The sequence below is a fragment of the Nocardia sp. NPDC049526 genome (genome assembly GCF_044465765.1).
GTDB lineage: Bacteria > Actinomycetota > Actinomycetes > Mycobacteriales > Mycobacteriaceae > Nocardia.
Window position 1 is genome coordinate 191,365 of the sequence record NZ_JBITMA010000007.1, and the last position, 18,704, is coordinate 210,068.

Consider the following 18,704-nt stretch of genomic DNA (forward strand, 5'->3'; position numbering starts at 1 on the left):
ACAGATACCGACCCCTTCTGCAACGATAGGGGGCATGCGCATCGCTGATCACGTCGTTGACCTCATCGGCAATACGCCGCTGGTTCGATTGAACTCGGTGGTGGGCCCCAACGCAGGCATTGTCGCGGCCAAGATCGAATATCTGAATCCGGGCGGTAGCTCCAAAGACCGCATCGCCGTGAAGATGATCGAGGCGGCCGAGGCCTCCGGTGCACTGCGGCCGGGCGGCACCATTGTCGAGCCGACCTCCGGCAATACCGGTGTCGGGCTCGCGCTGGTCGCACAGCAGCGCGGCTACCAGTGCGTATTCGTCTGCCCGGACAAGGTCAGCGAGGACAAGCGCAACGTGCTGCGTGCCTATGGCGCCGAAGTCGTGGTGTGCCCGACCGCGGTGCCCCCGGACCACCCGGACAGCTACTACAGCGTCTCCGACCGGCTGGTCCGCGAGATCGATGGCGCGTGGAAGCCGGACCAGTACTCCAACCCGGGCGGTCCGGACAGCCACTACGAGACCACCGGCCCGGAGATCTGGCGCGATACCGACGGCAAGGTCACCCACTTCGTGGCCGGTGTCGGTACCGGCGGCACCATCACCGGCGCCGGTCGGTACCTGAAGGAAGTCTCCGGCGGCAAGGTGCAGGTCGTCGGCGCCGATCCCGAGGGGTCGGTGTACTCCGGCGGCACCGGTCGGCCGTATCTGGTCGAGGGTGTCGGTGAGGACTTCTGGCCCTCGGCCTACGACCCGGCCGTGCCGGACGAGATCATCGCCGTCTCCGATGCCGACTCCTTCGATATGACCCGCAGGCTCGCGCGCGAGGAGGGCCTGCTGGTCGGCGGCTCCTGCGGTATGGCGGTGATCGCGGCCATCGAGGTCGCCCGACGTGATCCGGATGCGATCGTGGTCGTACTGCTGCCCGACGGCGGCCGCGGCTACCTGTCCAAGATCTTCAACGACCAGTGGATGAGCTCATACGGCTTCCTCCGTGATCGGATGGACGGCGCGGCGGAGCCGCTGGTCGGCGATGTGCTGCGCGGCAAGTCGGGTGCACTGCCGGATCTGGTGCACACCCACCCGTCGGAGACCCTGCGCGATGCGATCGAGATCCTGCGCGAGTACGGGGTTTCGCAGATGCCGGTCGTCGGCGCCGAGCCGCCGGTGATGGCGGGCGAGGTTGCGGGCAGCGTGACCGAGCGGGATCTGCTGTCGGCGGTCTTCGAAGGCCGTGCGCAACTGACGGATTCGGTTGCCCAGCATATGAGCCCGTCGTTCCCGCTGATCGGCTCGGGTGAGCTGATTTCGGCCGCGACCAAGGCGTTGTCGGATACCGATGCGTTGATGGTGGTCGAGGACGGCAAGCCCGTAGGCGTAATCACCCGCCACGACCTACTCGGCTTCCTCAGCACAGGCTCGATCTAACTCCGTCGCGCAACCACTGGATCAAGATCAGGTGGCAGTCATGGCGGCATCGGTCGAGAAGCCACCGCCATCAGTGCCACCTGATCTTGATCGCGCTACGCGGTTCGGCGGGGGCGCGAGTTGTCCTGGGCGGCACCGATGATGAGGTCGGTCCAGTGGTCGGCGAGTAGGGCGAGGCGGTACCAGGCGGCGTGGACGCGGTCGTCGGCGACCTTTTCGGCGGTATGCAGTAGGTGGCTGGCGTGGACGTAGGCGGCGGCCATTCGATCCATGGTCGCGCCGATGGATTCGGCGCGGATATGTGCGGTCGAGCGCCGCTGCGGCACCCGGGTGATCACCCAGGTATCGATGGCGGAGACGAGTTCGGCTCGGCGGCAATCGATTCCGGCAGTCGCGAGCGGATCGCCGTGCCGCTGCCGGTGCAGGTCCGCGAGTGCGTGTGCCAGCGGAATGAGCGGATGCTCCCGAGCAGGCTCAACCGGATGTCCGCCGAAGGCGGCGACCAATTCACGCTGATCCGGCAGCGCTCTCGCGCCCCCGATGATCGGGGCGCTACTACGCACGAACATGACTGGCTCCCAACGGGATCGAGATCAACCGGACGGCGGGGTCGGATAAGAGCGCGTGCATCGTGTACCTCCACGTACATTTCGATGCGATACAGCTTGCGCCTCGTCCCTTGGCAATTCGGTGACGTCGAGATGGCACAGCGATGACAGGCAGTAACAATGTTCTCTACACGGTGTAATTCGCGTTGTGAAACTAGGCCGACCAGTCCGCAATGGTGAATGTGCCGGTCGTACACCAGGATTCGTGGCATCGGGCATCGGGCATCGGGCATCGGGCATCGGGCATCGGGCATCCGGCGGCAGTACGGCTGACTGGACGGTCTCCCGACTGCCGCACCCTATCTCGCCGCCGCATCCTCTCTCGGAATTCGCAACTTTATGGACGGTTCATAGTGGCGCGCGTCCGTTGCGGCTGATCCGAGTGCGGGTTCGGCACATGGGTGGCTGGGAATATATCGGACAATGCCTGACTGTTGTGCCCCGATTGTCCGAACGTGGCAAATTCTTCGCAAATAGGCAATCCGGGTGGTGGGCGCGGTGTATAACCGGCCTCGAAGCCGTTTCGGCAAACCGCCTCGGCGTAATCGGATAGCGAAGGGAAGGGCCGTGCACACGTCCAGTCCGGCTAGCGATTTCCAGACAGGGTTCTCCGACGCTTGGAGCTCTATCGCGACATTTCTCCCCAAGTTGGCCGGATTCCTGGTCATCATGCTCATCGGCTGGATCATCGCGAAGATGGTCGCCGCGATCGTGGTTCGCGTGCTGGATCGGGTCGGCTTCGACCGACTGGTCGACCGCGGCGGTCTCGAGCAGATGCTCGCCCGCAGCAGCAAAGACGCCTCGGATCTGCTGGCGAAACTCGCCTACTACGCGATCCTGCTGATCGCATTGCAACTCGGCTTCGGGGTGTTCGGCCCGAATCCGGTCAGCGCGACGCTCAGTGGCATCGTCTCCTGGCTGCCCGAAGCCGCTGTCGCGATCGTCATCGTGGTGGTCGCCGGCGCCATCGCGCACGGCGTGCGCGAAATGGTCACGAATATGCTCGGTGGCCTGTCCTATGGGGCAATGATCGGCCGGATCGGGGCGGTATTCATCTGGGGTGCCGGCATCGTCGCCGCACTCGACCAGGTCGGGGTGGCGACCTCGGTAACCATGCCGATCCTCATTGCCGTGCTCGCCACCAGCGGCGGCATCCTGGTGGTCGACGGCGGCGGCATGATCCGTCCCATGCAGCAGCGCTGGGAAGGCTGGATGAGCGATCTCGAAAGCGAAATGCCCGCCGTCAGGGGCCACGCCCAGGCCTACCAGCGCGGCCGCGAAGACGCCGTCCGCGAACAAATCTGGATGGACCAGCAAGCCGCTCGCGGCCAAGGCTGGACAGACGCCATCCAAGACGACTACTCGCACCAGGGCGGCTTCTCCCGGACCGGGGAATACATGCGATACGACGACCCCCGCGACATGCGCTGACTCCCTCCCCGACGCCCACCGCGGGCCGGGCCAGCGGCTGTCACCGGGTTGGACGAGTGGTCACCATGCGCTGTTGGCGGCGAATGTCGAGAGGCCAATCGTGCGGGCGAGGTTTGTTACCGAAACGCATTCGAGTCGGTGAGCGCCTTTCCGAGCACCAGCTGATGTACCTCGGCCGTGCCCTCATACGTGAGCACCGACTCGAGATTGTTGGCATGCCGCAGCACCGGATAGTCCAGTGTGATGCCGTTGGCGCCGAGGATGGTCCGGCATTCGCGGGCGATGGCGATGGCCTCCCGGGTGCTGTTCAACTTGCCCGCGCTGATCTGCTCGGCCAGCACCTCGCCACGATCCTTCAACCTGCCGACCTGCAGCGCGAGCAGCTGGCCCTTGCCGTACTCGAGCGCCATATCGGCGAGCTTCGCCTGGGTCAGCTGGTAGGCGGCCAGCGGCTTGTCGAATACCTCCCTGGTCCGCGCGTACTCGATGGTCGCGGACAGACAGTCGCGCGCCGCGCCGAGCGCGCCGAAGATAATACCGAACCGCGCCTCGCTCAGACACGCGAGCGGGGAACTCAGTCCGCGCGACTGCGGCAGCACCGCATCGGCGGGCAGCCGCACGTCGTCGAAGTCCAGCTCCGCGGTCACCGACGCGCGCAACGACAACTTGTGATGCATCTCGCGCGCGGTGAATCCGGGCGCGTCCGCCGGGACCAGGAAGCCGCGCACCACCTGCCTGCCCTCGTCCTCGGTCTGCGCCCACACCACCGCGATATCGGCCACCGATCCGTTGGTGATCCACATTTTGGAGCCGTTGAGCACCCAGTCGGTGCCGTCGCGCTTGGCCCTGGACCGCATGCCACCCGGATTCGAGCCGAAATCCGGTTCGGTGAGTCCGAAGCAGCCGAGCGCGCGCCCGGCCGCCATATCCGGCAGCCACTGCTGCTTCTGCTCCTCGGAGCCGAACTTGTGGATCGCGGTCATGGCCAGTGAACCCTGCACCGAAACCATGCTGCGCACACCCGAATCGACCGCCTCGAGCTCCTGGCAGGCCAGACCGTAGGCGGTCGCCGACAGGCCCGCGCATCCGTAGCCGTCCAGGTGCATACCGAGCAGCCCGATATTGCCGAGTTCCGGCGCAAGCTCACGGGCCGGGAATGTCCCGGCCTCGAACCATTCCGCGATCTGCGGCCGCAGCCGATGATTCGCGAACGTGCGGACGGTATCGCGGATCTCGCGCTCGTCCTCGGTCAACAGGGCATCGATCGCGAACAGTTCATCAACGCTCAGCATGAGCTCAACCTACCGCCGTCGCCGTCGCGAAAGCCGGGATCGGGTCACAACAGATGATCCGGCCGATAGCCCGCCGATCGCCCGGGTTTAGGCTGACCCCATGAGTGAGCTGGGATTCTCCACCAGAGCCGTGCACGCCGGATACGAACCCGAAGCGCGGACCGGTGCGGTGAACGTGCCCATCTACGCGAGTTCGACGTTTGCCCAGGACGGGGTGGGCGGGTTGCGCGAAGGCTACGAATACGGCCGCACCGGCAACCCGACCAGGACCGCGCTCGAGGCGAACCTCGCCGCGCTCGAATCGGGCCGCTACGGACGCGCATTCGCCTCCGGCATGGCCGCCACCGACTGTGCCCTGCGGGCGACGCTGCGCCCCGGTGACCACATCGTCATCCCGGACGACGCCTACGGCGGCACCTTCCGGCTGATCGACAAGGTGTTCAGCCAGTGGGGCATCGAGCATTCGCCCGCGCATGTATTCAATGTCGACGAGATGCGCGCAGCGATCCGCCCCAACACCAAGCTGATCTGGATCGAAACCCCCACCAACCCGCTGCTGAGCATCGGTGATATTCCGGCGCTCGCCGAGGTCGCGCATGTCGCGGGCGCGAAACTGGTGGTGGACAACACCTTTGCCACGCCGTACCTGCAGCAGCCGCTGCTGCTCGGCGCCGATATCGTCACGCATTCGACCACCAAGTACCTCGGCGGACACTCCGATGTCGTGGGCGGTGCGTTGATCACCAACGATCCGGAACTCGATGCGGCATTCGCTTTCCTGCAGAACGGTGCGGGTGCGGTGCCCGGCCCGTTCGACGCCTACCTCACCCTGCGCGGCACCAAAACCCTCGCGGTGCGGATGGATCGGCACTGCGACAACGCCGAAACCATTGCCGAATTCCTGACCAGGCATCCGGCCATCTCACAGGTCATCTACCCCGGTCTGGCCGAGCATCCGGGCCACGCCATCGCCGATAAGCAGATGAAGCGCTTCGGCGGCATGATCTCGGTGCGGCTCAACGGCGGCAAAGATGCCGCGCACGAGTTGTGCTCGCGCACCAAGATCTTCACCCTCGCCGAATCGCTCGGCGGCGTGGAATCGCTGATCGAACATCCGGCCGCCATGACGCACGCCTCCACCGCTGGTTCGCAGCTCGAGGTGCCGGACGATCTGGTCCGGCTCTCGGTCGGCATAGAGGACGTCAGCGATCTGCTGGCCGACGTCGAACAGGCACTGGCGAACTAGATTATGGAAACGAAGAGCGGCCGCATCCGTACTTTCCGGATGCGGCCGTTCTTCATGGCTTCGGGCCTGAGATCAGCTGTGGTACGGCTCGGCGCTGACCAGCGTGACCTTCATGGTCTTGCCGTTGGGCAGCGTGTACTCACGGGTGTCGCCGACCTTCGCATCGATGAGCGCGCCACCGAGCGGCGAATTCGGCGAGTAGGTCTCGAGCTTGGAATCGTTGAGACCCTCTTCGCGGGTTGCGATGAGAAAGGTCTCGGTGTCGGATTCGTCACCGTCGTAATAGACCTTGACGACCGAACCCGGCAATGCGACGCCGGACTTGGTGGGCGCGACGCCGACCTTGGCGTTGTTCAGCAGCTCCTGCAGCTGCCGGATGCGCGCTTCCTGCTGACCCTGCTCTTCACGCGCGGCGTGATATCCGCCGTTTTCCTTGAGGTCGCCCTCTTCGCGGCGCTCGTTGATCTCGGCGGCGATGACCGGACGATTGGCGATGAGCGCGTCGAGTTCACCCTTGAGCCTGTCGTGCGACTCCGGGGTCAGCCAAGTCACTTGCGTCTCAGTCATCTCGATCACTCCCTAGTAGTTGTTCCCGGCCGAGGCCGGGTTCCCTGATCCGCTGCAGTGCCCACAGGGGGCGGGCACGCACCAGCCGACGGCTAGTGCCATCCTGGGGAAGTTCATCGAACCCCGACAGGCCTCAGGTCCGGCAAACTCACTAACCCGGAACTGACAGCGCTGGCCGCCAATGCAGCAAACACGGCTCCGAGCCCCGGAACCGTGTATCACGCTATTTTAGCATGAATCACAAACATGCAGGTCGGCGTTCATTTTGCAGACCGCTCAGTGGCGTATTGCCCGGAATCAGCCCGCCCGCAGATACTTCGGCACATCATCGCTGCAGCCGTAAATGCTGCTCGACACCGGCCGGGCAGAGGCGCGCACGGTGGTCGTCAGCTCGATGGTGCCGCTGCCGGACGGTTCGATCAGCACCTCGCGGCGGCCCAATTCGGACCCGTCCCTGGCCATCGCGCGGACGAAACACACCACCGGCTGCTGCGGATCCTTGCGGGTGACCTTGAGATGGACCGAGATGGTCGAGTCGTCGACGACGGTGTAACCGAGCTGTTCGGCGTCGATATCCTCCGGTCCGTACTTCTGGAAGCCCACGTAGGCGACCCCGAGGCCCGCGACGAGCACGACCGCGCCGAGTGCGAACGGAATCCAGCGGCGCGTCGGGCGTGGCGTGGTTCCGTACCGGTCGGCACGTCGCTCGATCGGCGTGTCACCGGGCGTTTCACTCATGCCGTCTCACTCCGGGGGGTACGTCGGAACAAAAGTCTGTCGAATGGAACTATAGGGACAGGCAGATCGGACCCCGGCGGCGGAGAGTACGAGGTATGACGGTGGTTGATGAGGTGAACGAGACGTGAGTGGCTTTCGGCTCATGGCGGTTCATGCGCACCCCGACGACGAATCCAGCAAGGGTGCCGCGACGACCGCACGGTATGCCGACGAGGGCCACGATGTCCTCATCGTCACGCTGACCGGCGGCGAACGCGGCAGCATCCTCAACCCTGCGATGGACACCCCCGGCGTGTTGGAGCGGATCGACGAGATCCGGCGCGAGGAGATGGAGGCCGCGGCCGCCGCGCTCGGTGTGCGTCAGACCTGGCTCGGTTTCGTCGACTCCGGCCTACCCGAGGGCGATCCGCTGCCGCCGCTACCCGAGGGCTGCTTCGCGCTGGTCCCGCTGGAAGAAGCCGTCGAGGCGCTGGTCCGCGTGGTGCGCGAATTCAAGCCGCATGTGATGACCACCTATGACGAGAACGGCGGCTATCCGCATCCCGATCACATCCGCTGCCACGAGGTGTCGATGGCCGCGTTCGACGCGGCGGGCGATCCGGAGCGTTTCCCGGATGCGGGCGAGCCGTGGCAGCCGCTGAAGATCTACTACGACCACGGTTTCACCATGGCCCGCTTGGATGTCTTCGCCGCCGAATACGAGCGGATCGGTGAGCCGTTTCCGCTGCAGGAGTGGCTGGAACGGACGCGCGCCTACCGGCAGGGCCGTCCGGACGGCATGACCAGGGTGACCACCCAGATCGAGTGCGCCAAGTACTTCCCGCAGCGCGATGACGCTCTACGCGCGCATGCCACCCAGATCGATCCCAACGGCGCGTTCTTCGCGATTCCGATGGAAATGCAGCAGCGGCTGTGGCCGACCGAGGAGTTCGAACTGGCCAAGTCCAGGGTCGACTCCGCGCGGCCGGAGACCGATCTGTTCGCCGGTATCGAAGACGAGCACCGGTGATGTTGGTTCTCCTCGCGCAATCTCCCGGCACGCCCACCGGACCCGAATTCGGCAAGGCGTCGCCGCTCGGTCTGGTGATCATTCTGGTGTTGCTCGCCGGGACCATCCTGCTGGTGCGGTCGATGAACCGGCATATCAAGGGCCTGCCCGCGACCTTCGAGCCCGAACATCCGGAACCGGATCAGGCGGCCGACGAGGGCACCGAACCCGGTATCGCCCGGCTCGACAGGAAGGACGTCGAGTCCGACGAAGGGCCTGATAAAACCTGATTTCGCAGCGGCCGTCCGAGAATCTCGGGCGGCCGCTGTTACATTTGCCGCTCCTGTTTCGTCATTGGGGTAGTCGCGGCACGATCCACGGGCCGCAGGTGCTTTCGGGCACAGCTGCGAAGTGAGGACATACCAATGACATTCGAGGATCTGCGCGCTGAACTATCCGGCCGGGTGCTGGTGCCCGGTGACGCGGGCTTCGAGGCGGCGGCGCGGCCGTGGACCTTGACGGTCACCCAGCCGGTCGCCGCGGTGGTGCGGGCCAGCGACGCGGATGACGTCGCGGTGGCCGTGGCACACGCTCGTCGAACGGGGGTGCCGGTGATCGCGCAGCCGACCGGGCACGGCGCCGCGGGCGGGGTGGAGGACGCGATCCTGCTGCGCACCGGGGGACTGGACAGTGTCGAGATCGATGCCGAGCGGCGGGTGGCGAAGGTCGGCGCGGGCGCGAACTGGGGCTCGGTGCAGGCCGCGGCCGCAGCGCACGGACTCACCGGACTCGCAGGCAGCAATCCGGTGGTCGGCGTCACCGGATACACGCTCGGCGGCGGGCTGAGCTGGTTCGGCCGCAAGCACGGTTGGGCCTCGGATGCGGTGCGCGCCTTCGAGATCGTCGACGCCGAGGGCGCACGAACTCGGGTGACCGCCGCGAATGATCCGGAGCTGTTCTGGGCGTTGCGTGGCGGCGGCGGCGATTTCGCGGTGGTAACCGCAATCGAATTCGACCTCTTCCCGGCGCCGGGACTCTACGGCGGGCGGGTGATGTGGCACGGTGCGCGCACGGCGGAAGTCTTCGAAGCATTCCAGGAGATCACCGCCGACGCACCCGACGAACTGTCGGTGTGGTTCCACCGGTTCCAGTTCCTGGATGCGCCGCCGATGGTCGCGGTGGATGTCACCTACCTCGGCGATCCCGAGGTCGGTCGGTCCCTGCTGACCCGGTTGGACGCGATCGACGGGCCGCTCGCCGATAAGCGCGGCGCGCTGTCGGTGGCGAATCTCGGCGAAATCACCGCGGAACCAACCGATCCCAGCCCATCCCTCTCCCGCGCCGAACTGCTCACCGACCTCGGCGACGCGGTCGTCAAGACCCTGCTGGACGAGCCGGTCGCGCCGCTGGTCGATATCCAGATCCGTCATCTCGGCGGCGCATTCGCCAGGGCGGGCGTGGACGGTGGCGCGCGCGGACCGGTCACCGAGCCCTATCTGCTCTACGCATTGGGACTCGGACTTCCGCATATCGCCGACGCGGTCAAGGCCCGGCGGGCCGAGATCGTCGATGCGATCGGTGCGCACATCAGCGGGCTCAAGCCCTACACCTTCCTCACTCCGGAGGAGACGGCAGCCGCGGCATTCGACTCGTCGACATTGGCGCGGTTGCGGGAGATCAAGCGGGCGCGCGATCCGCGGTCGCTGATCCGCGCCAACTATCCGGTTCTCGGATAACGGATTTCGCATTCGTCACTGCGGACCGTCGGCCCTAGCGGCTGGCGGTCCGCACTGCTGGGCGGAATTGGATAAGGCCGTTCACATCTCGGTGCATTCGATCCGGAAAGGAATCGGCGCAACCCTTTTGGGTCCTTGTCGTGCTGGATTCCGTTATCCGGGCGGCGTTGGATCGAGTTTGGATGTCACCCGGTTGTGCTACCTCTTCTGCTGACGCTTCGAGCGAAGGATGCCCATGGACAATGTGATCGGACAGATCGACCGTGCACTGGATATGACGGGTGCGATCGTGGTCGCCGCCGTCGACGGCGATCGGCTCGCGGCGCCGACGCCATGTCAGGACTGGGATGTGCACGCGGTGCTCAATCACGCCGTCGGCAATATGCACCGGTTCGCGGCGGGGGTGAGCGGGACCGATGCGGGTGCCGGACTCGAGGACGACTGGCTCGGCATCGACCCGCAGGGCGCGTTCGCCGCGGCCGCCGAGGTGGACCGCGCCGCCTGGCATCGCCCCGACGCCCTGACCGGCACCGTGCGCATGGCACTCGGCGAACTCCCCGGCCCGGCGGCCGCCATGGTCCATCTCACCGAGGTCGTCGCGCACGGCGTCGATATCGCGGTGGCCATCGATCGCCCCGACCTCGCCGATGACGAACTGTGCGCCGAACTGCTGACCACCATGCACGCCATGGGCGGACTCGACGGTTTCCGCAAGCCGGGGATATTCGACGAGGAGGTTACGGTACCCGCGGACGCGCCCGCGCACCGTCGGCTGCTCGGCTATCTCGGACGAGCCTGGTAACCGCTTGCCGCAGAGTAGATCTCAGGCGCGACGCACGGGATGACGCAGGATCGTACGGGTATTCGCGCCGGGGGTTTTGCGCGGATCCGAGAGGTAGATCTCGTGATGGCGGCCGTTCATGAGCAACCCCTCGGCGGTCATGAACGCTTCCATCCTGGCCAGCGTCTCCGGTTCGGTGGCATACGGTCCGATATGCATGACCTGGATCGCCACCCCCTCGGTCAACCGCTCGAACGTCGCACCGGACACCATCTCCGCGGTGACCACCTCGGGCATGCGGATCATCAGCTGCCACTGCCACTGCTCGCGCGGCACCGACAGTGGCGGTTCGTCGGAGTTCACCCACCACTGGCCCTCCAGCTTCGGCACCACGAAATCCTGGTCGTCCGCCTTGGCGATCTTCTTGGCGCCGTACGCGGCTCGGTACAGCGTCTGCACCGCCTCGGTGTACCGCTCGCCGCCGGGTGCGCCGAAGCCGGTGACCGTCAGATAGCCGTAGGTGTCGAAGGTACGCAGTTCGGGTTCCCGGGTGGCGTCGTAGTAGTGCGGGTCGCTCTTGGCCAGATCGAGTTTCATCGTGAGCCCTTCGGTATCGAAATCTCGGACGGTGACGAGCGTGAACCCTCCATCGGCGGGAGAGTCAAGCTGACTCGGAGCAGTCCGGTGTGGAAGTTTGGCAGTCGTGGAGGAGATCTTCCGTAAAGCCGGTGTGCGCGGTTGGGTGCACGCCCGATGTTTCGATTGCGCCGGTGAGGTCGGGCTCGGCGCCGATGAACCGGTGGTGCTGGCGTCGGTGGTGAAGGTGCCGTTGGTGCTGGAGTTCGCGCGTCAGGTGGTCGCGGGTCAGCTCGACCCGACCGATCGGGTGCGGGCGAGCGCGGCGGACCGGCTCGGTGGCGTCGGCACCGCCGGATGTCTGGACGATGTCGAGTTCAGCTTGCGCGATGCGGCGTTCTTCGCACTGACCGTGAGCGACAACACCGCCGCCGACCTGCTCTTCGATCGCGTCGGCCTGGACAATGTGCGCTCGCTGGTGCGCGAATTGGGGCTCACCGAGACGCGGATCGTCGGCTCGCCCAGGTATGTCGTGCAGACCATGGCTGAGGATATCGGCGCATCCGATACCGCCGAATTCGCGCGGCGCTTCCCGACCCTGAGCGTGTCGGAAGTGCTCGCCACCCGGGCCATGGACCCGCTGCGCACGACCGCGAGCACGCCGCGCGATATGACCCGGCTGCTCACCCTGCTCGGCCAGGACCGCGCGGCCCAGCCCGCCGCGTGCCGGTGGGTGCGCGAGCTGATGGGCCAGCAGCTCAACTGGCACCGGCTCGCCGCGGCGTTCCCGTCCGAGGTGTCGGTGTGGGGCAAGACCGGATCACTGCCCGCCATTCGCAATGAGATCGGGGTGGTGGCCTATCCCGGTGGAAGTCGTTATGCCGTAGCGGTATTCACCAGGGCGGATACGCTGGCCCAGCGATTGCCCGAGGTGGATCATGCGATCGGCGAGGCCGCGCGGCTGGCGATTCACCGCATCCGTCACGATCGGCCGAATACGACATTCCACGGCCGCTGCGCTACCTCCTGAGCGGGTGCGGGCCGCGACGCGCCGTCGCCCTGGATGACCGTCACGATCAACTCGGCCAGCTCCCGGACCAGTGGATGCGGCGCCGCGGCCGGCCAAGCCAGCGAGAGTCGCCAGCTCAGTGCACCGGTCAGCGGTCGCCAGACGACGCGCGGTTCCTTTTGCGCGACCATGCCCTGATCGAAGGCGATGCCGCGGCCGGAAAGCACCATGCCGAGCACGAATTCGGGGTTGCGGGCGTGCTGGACGCGGGTGGGTCGGAAGCCGTGCTCCCAGCAGGTGCGCAGGGTCGCGTCGTAGAGTCCGGGCGCGGCGGCCCGCGGAAAGATCACCAGACCGAGTCCGGCCAGGTCGGCGAGGGTGAGTGCGGAGCGCGTGGCCAGCGGCGAGTCGCGTGGCAGCACCACGCCGAGTGGTGTTTCCACCTCGGGGCCGAGCTCGAGGCCGACCACATCGACCGGATGTTGCAGCAGTCCGGCATCGAGTTGGCGGTCGGCGAGCAGTCGGATCTGCTCAGCGGTGGTCAGTTCCTGTAGATCGACTTGGACGTCACGGCTTTCGAATGCGGTGAGGATCGCCGCGAGCACCCGCCCGGCCAGTTCGGGTGGGACACCGACCCGCAGCGCATCGATCTCACCCCGATGCGCCTTGCCCACCAGCCGTTGCGCGCGGTCCCAGCGGGCGAGCAGATCGCGGGCTTCCACGAGCAGGATCTGGCCCGCCTCGGTGAGTTCGACACGCCGGCTGTCCCGGTCGAAGAGCCGTGCGCCGAGATCCTGCTCGAGTTTGCGGATGCGCTGGCTCAGCGGCGGCTGTGCGATGCCGAGGCGTTCGGCGGCCCGCCCGAAATGCAGTTCTTCGGCGACGGCGACGAAGTACCGCAGCTGGCGCAGGGAGTCCACGCAGCGACGATAGCGTGACCGTGCTAGCCGATAGCTGCTGAAATCAGCCGTCGGATGCGGCCCGCAGGTCCTCGCGGAACTGGCCGGGTGTGGCGTCGAAGCGACGGCGGAAGGCCTTGCTGAAGCTGCTCATCGAACCGAAGCCGAGGTCCGATGCGATATCGGTGATACTTCGATGCTGGTAGGCGGGGCTGCGCAGGCGGTCGCGCGCCAGTCGCAGGCGTTCTTCCCGGATGACATCGCTGGGCGTGGTTCCGGCATTGCTGAACGCCAGTTGAATTTGCCGCAGTGACCAGCCGAGCGCAACGGCGACGCGCGTGCCGTTGAGGTCCGGATCTCCGGCACGGTCGTGGATATACCGGCGAGCGGTCGCTTCTACATGGGCGAGCTGGGTGGGCGAGTTCGCCGGTTCGCCGAGGATCTGCATGCAGAGCAGATCCACCAGCCGTTCGGAGACGCTGTCGAATTGGAGATCGGTGAGTGCGGCGGATTCGCTGTGCAGGCCGCGGAGTATACCGTCGGTCACCCGCCCGAGCCCGGTCGTGAGATCCAGCGGGTGGTCGGGTGGAACGACGCGGTTGAGGCGATGGTTGATCTCCTTGCGCGGAATGGTGATGATCATCCCGCGCGTGCCGTCGGACATGGACATCGCGTAGGGGCGGTCGACGGAAACCAGGGCCGTTGTTCCCGGGGCAAGGATCCCGTACCCGTCGTCGGTGCGGAAGGACAGTCGCCCGGTCAACGGAACGATCAGCCGGTAGTCGTCATCGGGGTCGGCGCGGATATGGCTCGGGTTGCGAAGGTAGGTGACAGCATCCGATTTCCACCCGACGAGCTGGTAGGCGTCGGTTCGCCGCAGCTGCGTGTGCCCTTGGAAGTCGGTGCTGCTCGGGAATCTGTAGCCGAGCCGACAGTGGTATGTGCTGATCAGATCGGCCCAGTACTCGGCTCGCTCATGTGGATCCACCACACTTGTCGTGGTGGAGTCGGCGATAACCGGTTGGTTCATCAATATCGCCTCCGATTCGACGATCATCGGTGGCCCGGGCGACGGCCCCAACTCTGGAAGAGCCTAGTGCAGAACCGTCCGGATCACCGGTGGAGCAAGCATGGCCGGGTTTCGAGGTCTGCGCATTCGGACAATGCTCATGCGCATCGGGACAAGCGGGTCTGCGCGGGCGGCGGATACGGTCCGGATAGCTGAGGACAGGATCGGCCGGTGTGGCCATCGGCGCCGACCCGATTCTGCTGGTTGCGGACGATATTCAGGAGTTCATATGCGCAGAATCGTGATCGGCGACAATGGAACCGGACAGGGGCGGGTGCTGGCGGATGACACTGTCGACCCGCTGACATCGGCGCTGCCTCTGTTACACCCTCTGCGGCGTCGCCGACCAGAAGGTGCCGACGCGGGCATGACCGACCTTCTGCAGCGTCCGCGGGGGAGGTCCCTTGGATGAGGGGCGTCGGAAGTCGTTGGCGCAGTTTCGAATATGTCCTGGTGGCGGCCGGCCCCTGTGCCGTAGCCGTCGACCCGGCGACGGTGGGGTCGACGCAGAGGTTCGTCGATTGCCTGGTAGTGCGAGTCGTCGTCGAACCTGGCGATTGTCCCTTGACCGCCGAGGCCGTCCGCGCGATCCGGTACCTGTGCCTCGTCAGCGAGGCGGCCCACATCGTTATCGCCGGAATCCCGCACTGCACAACCTCGGGTAGTCGGTTCACGCCGGAGGCCGATCCACTCGATGTCCTCACCCACATCGCCGACACACTGGACGTGCTTTCGGACCTTGCCGCGCAACTGCGGCAATACGGGGAACGTGTCCACCTGATGCCGTTCGGATGGAATGTCGCCTGCCGCGCCGAAAAATCGGCACGACAATGGGATTTGCCATCCGTTGCCGTCTCCCCCTCCGGGGATGTCGAGGTGGTGCCGGATCCAGTCGGAATCGGTGATCGGGCTCTGGCATGCCAGGTTCGTTGACCCGGCCATCCCCGGAATCCGGCACCTCGGTGGTCATCGGTCGTGATGGCGAGATCGAGATGCTGGCGGCGCTCGCGGGACGGGTCGCCGCGGGGCGGGGGGCCGTCGTGCTGGTGACGGGCGAACCAGGTATCGGCAAGACGTCTCTGTTGGACGCGGCCAGGGTGCGGTGCGTGGCGGCGGGCCTGCATATTCGGCTCGGGGCCGCCACCGAACTACGGCAGACCGTCCCGTTCGCCGCGCTGCGCTCCTGGCTCGACGCCGACACGCCAGGCGCAGATCCGATCCCTGCCTTGCTCGACCGCGACTTTCGGGCGCGCGACGCCGAGGCAAGGCATGAGATCGTCGTCGCCGAGGCGATCCTCGATGACGTCGAGACCTGGTGCGCTACCGGCCCACTCGCGCTGATCATGGACGATGTCCACTGGGCCGACGCGTCGAGCGTGTCGGTGTTGCAGCGGTTGTGCACCCGCATCGATGAGCTACCGCTACTGCTGCTGCTGGGTGCCCGCCCACAGCCTCAGGACTCGGCGTTCACCGCACTATCGGCTGAACTCCTCGCATGCCGCGCCCCGCTGATACGACTCGGCGGGTTATCCGCCGGGGCAGCGGCGGAATTGGTGTCGCATATCGTCGGTGCCACCCCCGGCCCGGGGTTGTTGCGGGAGGTGGCGTGTGCGAGCGGAAATCCGCGCTACATCACCGAATTGGTGGCCGCCTTGCTGCGTGAGCAGGCGATCACGGTGCTCGCCGACACCGCCGACATCCCCGAGGCGGTCGCCGGGCAGCGCCCGTCCGCCACACTCGCGCAGGCGATTTCACGGAGGTTGGACTTTCTGCCGCGCCGGACCCGGCACGTGCTGGCGACTGCCGCCGCGCTCGGCCCGGTCGTCGACGTCACGGAATTGGCAGCGGTTCTTGACCGCTCTCTCCTGGATGTATGGAGTGTCGTCAGTGATGTGATGGCGACCGGAGTGCTCGCACTTGTCGACTCCGAAGTGGTGTTCCGGCATGACTTGATCCGGCGGGTGCTGTCGGATCAGCTACCTGCCACGGTGCGCGCTGGTCTGCTGCGCACGGCTGGTCGGGTACTGCAGACGACCAACGCGTCAATCGAGCGGATCGCACATTATCTGGCGGTCGCCGACTACGAACTCGATGACACCAGCGTCGACTGGCTGGTAGCGGTAGCCGATGAATTGGCTTTCAGAGCGCCCGAGCTGGCGGTGCGGCTGTTGCGGCGCGCGACGACGGAGTCCGATAACCCACCGCTGATCCGCCGGTATATCGAGGCACTGCTGAGGAGCGGTCGAGCTGCCGAGGCGGAGGCCGAAGTGCGCGTTGCGCTCTCGACGCGGTCGGAGTACGGCGAAGATATCGAAATGCGCTGGCTGCTCGCCCAGGCCTGCCGAGCCCGGGGCCGAATCGCCGATGCCGTAGATATCGCCGAAACGGCGCTGAGCACAATGGATCTCGATGTCGGGGCGGCGGGCCGCTTCCACGGCATGTACGCGGTGGACAATGTATTCCTCGAGCGGTTCGATACGGCCGAGCGAGCGGGTCGAATTGCGATCGCGATGGGGGAATCCAGCGGGGATCCCCGCGCTATCGGGTACGGCCTCAGCGCCGTGGGCGCGGTCCGGTACACCCGAGGCGATCTCATCGAGGCACTGGAGTTGAGCACTCGGATACCCATCGCCTCGACCGTCGGTACCGGTCCGGACCAAATCGATCCATACGCGCTGCGGGCGCTTTGTCTGATCGAGCTCGATCGCCTGACGGATGCCGAAGACGTGTTGAATCAGGCGATTGCGCACAACCACCGTGTCCCTGGCGTGTCCCAGTCCGCGAACCTGGTCGCCAAGGCACGGCTCTACCTGCTGAACGGTCGCTGGGATGACGCGGTGGCCGAATGCGGCGCCGGCGCGGCGCCGGACGTGCTCGGGTACTCGACGGTCGCGGGTAGCCTCGCGGCGCTCATCGGTATTCACCGCGGCACGTTCCTGCCTGATGTGGACAGTATTCCCATCGCGGACGACCTCGCGGGCAGCGCAGGCTACGCGCACCTGCATATGTGGGCCAAGGCGTTGACGCACGAGGCCCGCGGCCATCCGGACCTCGCCTTGAAGTTGCTCGTCGACACCCATGAGCGACTCGCCGACCATTCGGCCGCGGCGACGCTGTACTACATCTTCCCGGATATCGCCCGACTGGCCGCGGACCTCGCCGATGCGGATGCGGCCCGGTCGGTAGTGGTCGGTGCCGACGAACTCGTAGCGCGACAGCCGACCGCCTCCAGGATCGGGACAGCGCTACTGTGTCGAGGTCTGGCCGAGCGCGATTCCAATAGCCTGTTGGCGGCGGCCCGGGCCTTCCGGCGGTCCGGACGGCTGCTCTACCAAGCGCAGGCTCACGAGAACGCCGCCGTGCTGCTCGCCGCTGCGGGACGCGATGTCGATGCCCGCCGTTCGCTGGACACCGCGATCGGGATCTACAGCCGCCTCGGCGCATCGTGGGACACCGCCCGTACGGTCGCGCGCCTGCGACCGTACGACATTCGGCGAGGTGTACGCGGTCGACGCAACCGGCCCAAATCCGGCTGGGCGGCGCTGACCGATACCGAGCGCAAGGTAGCCGCGCTCGTTGCCGAAGGCTGCACCAACTCCGATATCGCGGCGCAAATGTTCTTGTCGCGCCGCACAGTTGAGTCCCACGTATCGAACATCCTCGCCAAGCTCGGGCTGCGATCGCGGCGCGAGGTCGCCGCGAGCATGCCGCATATGTAACCGGCCGCCCGCCGAGATCCTGTTCGAGTCGATATCTGTCTTTCGCCTGCCGATGCCGGACCAATAGTTGCTTAGCGCAAGCAATCAATATATAGTTGCTTACTGCAAGCAATTAACCTCCTGCTGGGAGTCGGCATGGCAGTCTCACCCGATACCGCGCAGAGCCTGATCAAGGAGCTGTATCTGATCGGCCGGGCGATCCGCCTCGCCCTCATCCATCCCGAAGAAGGGGACATGCTCCCCGGTGGGGTCGCGGTGCTGGGCACCCTCGAGGTCAAAGGGCCGTGCCGACAGGTGGACCTGGCCGTCGACCTGTGCCTCAGCGCGTCGGTATTGAGCAGGCACGTCGCCGAATTGGTCGCCGCCGGATACATCAGCAGGCAGGCCGACCCAACCGACGGTCGTGCTTCCCTCGTCCGGATCACCGACGCGGGATGCGAACTGCTGCAACGAGTTCGGACCTCACGGGCCGCAGGCCTGCAGACCGCCCTCGCGGACTGGGACGAACACGAGGCCGAGCAGGCATGTGCGGCAGTGCACAAGCTCAGGAACTCACTCGTCGCACATATCCACCGCACCGACGAGCACCAGCCGGTTTTGTAAGAGAGTCAGGTAGTAGATGTCCACA

Annotated in this window: 18 protein-coding genes; 11 read left to right on the forward strand and 7 right to left on the reverse strand. The window is 66.1% G+C overall.

The window, feature by feature from the left end:
- Nucleotides 1-34: 34 nt before the first annotated feature.
- Entirely contained in the window at nucleotides 35-1,417 is a 1,383-nt protein-coding gene (locus ACIBW7_RS22895) for a cystathionine beta-synthase (protein WP_397049375.1), read from the forward strand.
- Nucleotides 1,418-1,512: 95 nt separating this feature from the next.
- Here the strand turns inward: ACIBW7_RS22895 and ACIBW7_RS22900 are convergent, their stop codons facing one another.
- Complete coding sequence (locus ACIBW7_RS22900; protein ID WP_397049377.1) at nucleotides 1,513-1,986, reverse strand: DUF4254 domain-containing protein; 474 nt, start codon at nucleotides 1,984-1,986, stop codon at nucleotides 1,513-1,515.
- Nucleotides 1,987-2,592: 606 nt separating this feature from the next.
- On the opposite strand from ACIBW7_RS22900, the gene ACIBW7_RS22905 reads away from it, so the two are divergent.
- Nucleotides 2,593-3,456, forward strand: a complete 864-nt coding sequence (locus ACIBW7_RS22905; protein WP_397049379.1) for a hypothetical protein — start codon at nucleotides 2,593-2,595, stop codon at nucleotides 3,454-3,456.
- Nucleotides 3,457-3,572: 116 nt separating this feature from the next.
- Here the strand turns inward: ACIBW7_RS22905 and ACIBW7_RS22910 are convergent, their stop codons facing one another.
- The gene (locus ACIBW7_RS22910; protein ID WP_397049381.1) at nucleotides 3,573-4,748 is read right to left on the reverse strand and encodes an acyl-CoA dehydrogenase family protein; all 1,176 of its coding nucleotides are present in this window, start codon (nucleotides 4,746-4,748) and stop codon (nucleotides 3,573-3,575) included.
- A gap of 100 nt (nucleotides 4,749-4,848) precedes the next feature.
- Between ACIBW7_RS22910 and ACIBW7_RS22915 the strand changes: the two genes are divergently transcribed.
- Complete coding sequence (locus ACIBW7_RS22915; RefSeq protein WP_397049383.1) at nucleotides 4,849-5,994, forward strand: cystathionine gamma-synthase; 1,146 nt, start codon at nucleotides 4,849-4,851, stop codon at nucleotides 5,992-5,994.
- 72 nt (nucleotides 5,995-6,066) lie between these two features.
- Here the strand turns inward: ACIBW7_RS22915 and greA are convergent, their stop codons facing one another.
- Together greA and ACIBW7_RS22925 are read right to left on the reverse strand one after the other, a co-directional pair.
- The gene (gene greA / locus ACIBW7_RS22920; protein ID WP_040695247.1) at nucleotides 6,067-6,561 is read right to left on the reverse strand and encodes a transcription elongation factor GreA; all 495 of its coding nucleotides are present in this window, start codon (nucleotides 6,559-6,561) and stop codon (nucleotides 6,067-6,069) included.
- 297 nt (nucleotides 6,562-6,858) lie between these two features.
- Nucleotides 6,859-7,299 (reverse strand): DUF4307 domain-containing protein, encoded by a 441-nt coding sequence (locus ACIBW7_RS22925; protein ID WP_397049385.1) that lies wholly within the window; start codon nucleotides 7,297-7,299, stop codon nucleotides 6,859-6,861.
- Between the two features lie 142 nt (nucleotides 7,300-7,441).
- Here ACIBW7_RS22925 and mca point away from each other — a divergent pair, with 142 nt between their 5' ends.
- The 4 genes from mca to ACIBW7_RS22945 all read left to right on the forward strand — a co-directional run bounded on the left by mca (nucleotide 7,442) and on the right by ACIBW7_RS22945 (nucleotide 10,825).
- Nucleotides 7,442-8,308, forward strand: coding sequence for a mycothiol conjugate amidase Mca (mca, locus tag ACIBW7_RS22930; RefSeq protein ID WP_397049951.1), 867 nt, complete (start codon nucleotides 7,442-7,444; stop codon nucleotides 8,306-8,308).
- Complete coding sequence (locus ACIBW7_RS22935) at nucleotides 8,308-8,577, forward strand: hypothetical protein (RefSeq protein ID WP_397049953.1); 270 nt, start codon at nucleotides 8,308-8,310, stop codon at nucleotides 8,575-8,577. Before mca ends, ACIBW7_RS22935 begins: the two co-directional genes overlap by 1 nt.
- Nucleotides 8,578-8,712: 135 nt before the next feature.
- Nucleotides 8,713-10,023 carry an FAD-binding oxidoreductase gene (locus ACIBW7_RS22940; protein ID WP_397049387.1) on the forward strand — a complete coding sequence of 437 codons (1,311 nt, stop codon included), beginning with the start codon at nucleotides 8,713-8,715 and terminating at the stop codon, nucleotides 10,021-10,023.
- A 235-nt stretch (nucleotides 10,024-10,258) separates the two neighbouring features.
- Complete coding sequence (locus tag ACIBW7_RS22945) at nucleotides 10,259-10,825, forward strand: TIGR03086 family metal-binding protein (RefSeq protein ID WP_397049389.1); 567 nt, start codon at nucleotides 10,259-10,261, stop codon at nucleotides 10,823-10,825.
- A 21-nt stretch (nucleotides 10,826-10,846) separates the two neighbouring features.
- Here the strand turns inward: ACIBW7_RS22945 and ACIBW7_RS22950 are convergent, their stop codons facing one another.
- Nucleotides 10,847-11,401, reverse strand: coding sequence for a GyrI-like domain-containing protein (locus ACIBW7_RS22950; RefSeq protein ID WP_397049391.1), 555 nt, complete (start codon nucleotides 11,399-11,401; stop codon nucleotides 10,847-10,849).
- A gap of 106 nt (nucleotides 11,402-11,507) precedes the next feature.
- Between ACIBW7_RS22950 and ACIBW7_RS22955 the strand changes: the two genes are divergently transcribed.
- Entirely contained in the window at nucleotides 11,508-12,410 is a 903-nt protein-coding gene (locus tag ACIBW7_RS22955) for a serine hydrolase (protein WP_397049955.1), read from the forward strand.
- On the opposite strand, the gene ACIBW7_RS22960 is transcribed toward ACIBW7_RS22955, so the two are convergent.
- Nucleotides 12,362-13,309, reverse strand: a complete 948-nt coding sequence (locus ACIBW7_RS22960) for a LysR substrate-binding domain-containing protein (protein WP_397049393.1) — start codon at nucleotides 13,307-13,309, stop codon at nucleotides 12,362-12,364. The genes ACIBW7_RS22955 and ACIBW7_RS22960 overlap by 49 nt on opposite strands.
- 43 nt (nucleotides 13,310-13,352) lie before the next feature.
- Nucleotides 13,353-14,318, reverse strand: a complete 966-nt coding sequence (locus ACIBW7_RS22965) for a helix-turn-helix domain-containing protein (RefSeq protein ID WP_397049395.1) — start codon at nucleotides 14,316-14,318, stop codon at nucleotides 13,353-13,355.
- Nucleotides 14,319-14,765: 447 nt separating this feature from the next.
- Here ACIBW7_RS22965 and ACIBW7_RS22970 point away from each other — a divergent pair, with 447 nt between their 5' ends.
- From ACIBW7_RS22970 to ACIBW7_RS22980, 3 genes are all read left to right on the forward strand, one after another.
- Complete coding sequence (locus tag ACIBW7_RS22970) at nucleotides 14,766-15,290, forward strand: hypothetical protein (RefSeq protein WP_397049397.1); 525 nt, start codon at nucleotides 14,766-14,768, stop codon at nucleotides 15,288-15,290.
- The gene (locus tag ACIBW7_RS22975) at nucleotides 15,275-18,076 is read left to right on the forward strand and encodes an ATP-binding protein (protein ID WP_397049399.1); all 2,802 of its coding nucleotides are present in this window, start codon (nucleotides 15,275-15,277) and stop codon (nucleotides 18,074-18,076) included. Before ACIBW7_RS22970 ends, ACIBW7_RS22975 begins: the two co-directional genes overlap by 16 nt.
- A gap of 135 nt (nucleotides 18,077-18,211) precedes the next feature.
- Complete coding sequence (locus ACIBW7_RS22980) at nucleotides 18,212-18,679, forward strand: MarR family winged helix-turn-helix transcriptional regulator (protein ID WP_397049401.1); 468 nt, start codon at nucleotides 18,212-18,214, stop codon at nucleotides 18,677-18,679.
- Nucleotides 18,680-18,704: the final 25 nt, after the last annotated feature.

What these genes read in the sequence shown, in the direction of transcription:
- mca (WP_397049951.1), top strand. Translation starts at nt 7,442, where the DNA reads ATGGCGGTTCATGCGCACCCCGACGACGAATCCAGCAAGGGTGCCGCG.
- ACIBW7_RS22945 (WP_397049389.1), top strand. Translation starts at nt 10,259, where the DNA reads ATGGACAATGTGATCGGACAGATCGACCGTGCACTGGATATGACGGGT.
- ACIBW7_RS22935 (WP_397049953.1), top strand. Translation starts at nt 8,308, where the DNA reads ATGTTGGTTCTCCTCGCGCAATCTCCCGGCACGCCCACCGGACCCGAA.
- ACIBW7_RS22910 (WP_397049381.1), bottom strand. Translation starts at nt 4,748, where the DNA reads ATGCTGAGCGTTGATGAACTGTTCGCGATCGATGCCCTGTTGACCGAG.
- ACIBW7_RS22970 (WP_397049397.1), top strand. Translation starts at nt 14,766, where the DNA reads ATGAGGGGCGTCGGAAGTCGTTGGCGCAGTTTCGAATATGTCCTGGTG.
- ACIBW7_RS22925 (WP_397049385.1), bottom strand. Translation starts at nt 7,299, where the DNA reads ATGAGTGAAACGCCCGGTGACACGCCGATCGAGCGACGTGCCGACCGG.
- ACIBW7_RS22895 (WP_397049375.1), top strand. Translation starts at nt 35, where the DNA reads ATGCGCATCGCTGATCACGTCGTTGACCTCATCGGCAATACGCCGCTG.
- ACIBW7_RS22900 (WP_397049377.1), bottom strand. Translation starts at nt 1,986, where the DNA reads ATGTTCGTGCGTAGTAGCGCCCCGATCATCGGGGGCGCGAGAGCGCTG.
- ACIBW7_RS22975 (WP_397049399.1), top strand. Translation starts at nt 15,275, where the DNA reads ATGCCAGGTTCGTTGACCCGGCCATCCCCGGAATCCGGCACCTCGGTG.
- ACIBW7_RS22915 (WP_397049383.1), top strand. Translation starts at nt 4,849, where the DNA reads ATGAGTGAGCTGGGATTCTCCACCAGAGCCGTGCACGCCGGATACGAA.
- ACIBW7_RS22980 (WP_397049401.1), top strand. Translation starts at nt 18,212, where the DNA reads ATGGCAGTCTCACCCGATACCGCGCAGAGCCTGATCAAGGAGCTGTAT.
- ACIBW7_RS22965 (WP_397049395.1), bottom strand. Translation starts at nt 14,318, where the DNA reads ATGAACCAACCGGTTATCGCCGACTCCACCACGACAAGTGTGGTGGAT.
- ACIBW7_RS22950 (WP_397049391.1), bottom strand. Translation starts at nt 11,401, where the DNA reads ATGAAACTCGATCTGGCCAAGAGCGACCCGCACTACTACGACGCCACC.
- ACIBW7_RS22940 (WP_397049387.1), top strand. Translation starts at nt 8,713, where the DNA reads ATGACATTCGAGGATCTGCGCGCTGAACTATCCGGCCGGGTGCTGGTG.
- greA (WP_040695247.1), bottom strand. Translation starts at nt 6,561, where the DNA reads ATGACTGAGACGCAAGTGACTTGGCTGACCCCGGAGTCGCACGACAGG.